Origin of the sequence: Acinetobacter sp. 12966, from assembly GCF_031196995.1 — a bacterium.
GTDB classification, from domain to species: domain Bacteria; phylum Pseudomonadota; class Gammaproteobacteria; order Pseudomonadales; family Moraxellaceae; genus Acinetobacter; species Acinetobacter geminorum.
Genome location: NZ_JAVIMC010000042.1, coordinates 1 through 2,483, shown reverse-complemented (window position 1 = coordinate 2,483; position 2,483 = coordinate 1). Strand labels below are relative to the sequence as shown.

Annotated in this window: 1 protein-coding gene; it reads right to left on the bottom strand. The window is 48.6% G+C overall.

Annotated features, from left to right (window positions below; translation table 11 throughout):
• The coding region (locus RFW85_RS06655) for an Ig-like domain-containing protein (RefSeq protein WP_309171268.1) at nt 1–2,342 on the bottom strand (2,342 nt) is incomplete at its 3' end.
• Between the last annotated feature and the right edge of the window lie 141 nt (nt 2,343–2,483).

Below are 2,483 nucleotides of genomic sequence, written 5' to 3'. Positions count from 1 at the left end.
AAGCTGTCCGAGGTGGTTTCTGAACCATTATGCACATAGCTCACGGTGCCATTGGCATTCACCGTCACTGTACCGTTGGCTGGTGCGCCCACGATGGTCACCACACCTGATGGCGTACCGTCTTCGGCATCGGTGTCGTTGCCCTTGACCGCTATCACCACCGTATCACCTTCGTCCACCGTCGCTGTGTCATTCAAGGCAACTGGCGCATCATTGACTGGATTGACGGTGATATTCACGGTCGCTGTATTGGACACGACACCATTGCTGTCGGTCACGGTATAGGTGAAGCTGTCCGAGGTGGTTTCTGAACCATCATGTACATAGCTCACGGTGCCATTGGCATTCACCGTCACGGTACCGTTGGCTGGTGCGCCCACGATGGTCACCACACCTGCTGGCGTACCGTCTTCGGCATCGGTGTCGTTGCCCTTGACCGCTATCACCACGGTGTCACCTTCGTCCACCGTCGCTGTGTCGTCATTCGCCACTGGCGCATCATTGACTGGATTGACGGTGATGTTGACTGTCGCTGTATTGGACACGACACCATTGCTGTCGGTCACGGTATAGGTGAAGCTGTCCGAGGTGGTTTCTGAACCATTATGCACATAGCTCACGGTGCCATTGGCATTCACCGTCACGGTACCATTGGCTGGTCCACCCACGATGGTCACCACACCTGATGGGGTTCCGTCTTCGGCATCCGTATCGTTGCCTTTGACCGCAATCACCACCGTATCACCTTCGTCCACCGTCGCTGTGTCGTCATTCGCCACTGGCGCAATACTGATGATCTGATTCGCCGTCGACGTACCACCTTGGCCATCGCTGATGCTGTAGTTAAAGCTTTCTTGACCGCTAAAGCCTGTGTTCGGGGTGAAGGTAATGGTGCCTTGGGCATCAATGTTTACCACACCGTTCGGGGTGTTGATTTGTTGTGCGGTGCCCGGGGTCAAGGTCACGCCATTGATCGCGGTGATGGTCAATGGGTTGCCATCTGCATCGGTATCATTTGCCAATGGGTTTAAGGTCACTGGCGTGTTGAATGCGGTGTTGTACGTGTCATCGCTTGCAACAGGTGGTGTGTTTGGTGCTGCTGAAACGTTGATGGTTCCAGTCGCTGTTGAGCTGCCACCTTGGCCATCGCTGATGCTGTAGTTAAAGGTCTCTTGACCGCTAAAGCCTGCGTTCGGTGTGAAGGTAATGGTGCCTTGGGCATCAATGTTTACCACACCGTTCGGGGTGTTGATTTGTTGGGCGGTGCCTGGGGTCAAGGTTACGCCATTGATCGCGGTGATGGTCAGGGTGCCACCGTCTGCATCGCTGTCATTCGCCAATGGAGTTAAGGTTACTGGCGTGTTGTATGCGGTGTTGTACGTGTCATCGCTTGCAACAGGTGGTGTGTTTGGTGCTGCTGCAACGTTGATGGTTTCTGTTGCTGTTGAGCTGCCACCTTGGCCATCGCTGATGCTGTAGTTGAAGCTTTCTTGTCCAGTAAAGCCATTGTTCGGGGTGAAGGTAATGGTGCCTTGGGCATCAATGTTCACCACACCGTTCGGGGTGTTGATTTGTTGGGCGGTGCCCGGGGTCAAGGTCACACCATTGATCGCGGTGATGGTCAATGGGTTGCCATCTGCATCGCTGTCATTTGCCAATGGGTTGAGTGCCACTGGCGTGTTGAATGCGGTGTTGTACGTGTCATCGCTTGCGACAGGTGGCGTGTTTGGTGTAGGTGCAAATGGAGACAAAGGTGTCCAACTACCACCACCCAAACCATGCTCAAATGGTTTGATAACTGAAGATAATATTGGGTACTCAATTCCTAAAGGCGGAATATTATCTACCACTCGGTTCAACATTAAAGGTTTGATGCCATCGGCGACAGATGTTTCGCCCACACGAGTAAGTTGAACAAAACGATGACCACCTTGAGTTACATCAGGATCGCCATCAAAGGACTCTCCCGCAATTTCAACATAATCTTTACCTTCTTTTTTAAATACTCGACCATCATCCAAACGAACAACATCATTTTGTTGTTCTGTATCATTCATTTGCTGAAATGATTTTGCAAAATTTACAATTTTATCTAGATCCGAGTTTGGTTCACCTAGCAAAGAATTGAGGCTAAAATTGCCGTCATTATTGATTAAATCTTTACCATGAATTTCAACAACTCGGCCATTTGAAAGCTGCAACACGACACTACTTTCTTCTGAAAGATGCAATACATCTTTCACCTGAAGCTTTGCCCCCTTTTTTAGAATTATTTTTTTATTTGTCTTTGAAAAACGCCAAACATCACCATCCACAGAGATTATTTTTACCGATGTATTCATTTATAACTTTACCTCAATTTGAAAGTTTAGCCATATCAATTATTTATGCTTTACATGACCAAATTTATTTAGCGCAGACAAAAAACCATCCTAGATTAGTTAATTAATATACAATATTAATAGATGTCTTTCATAAATCAT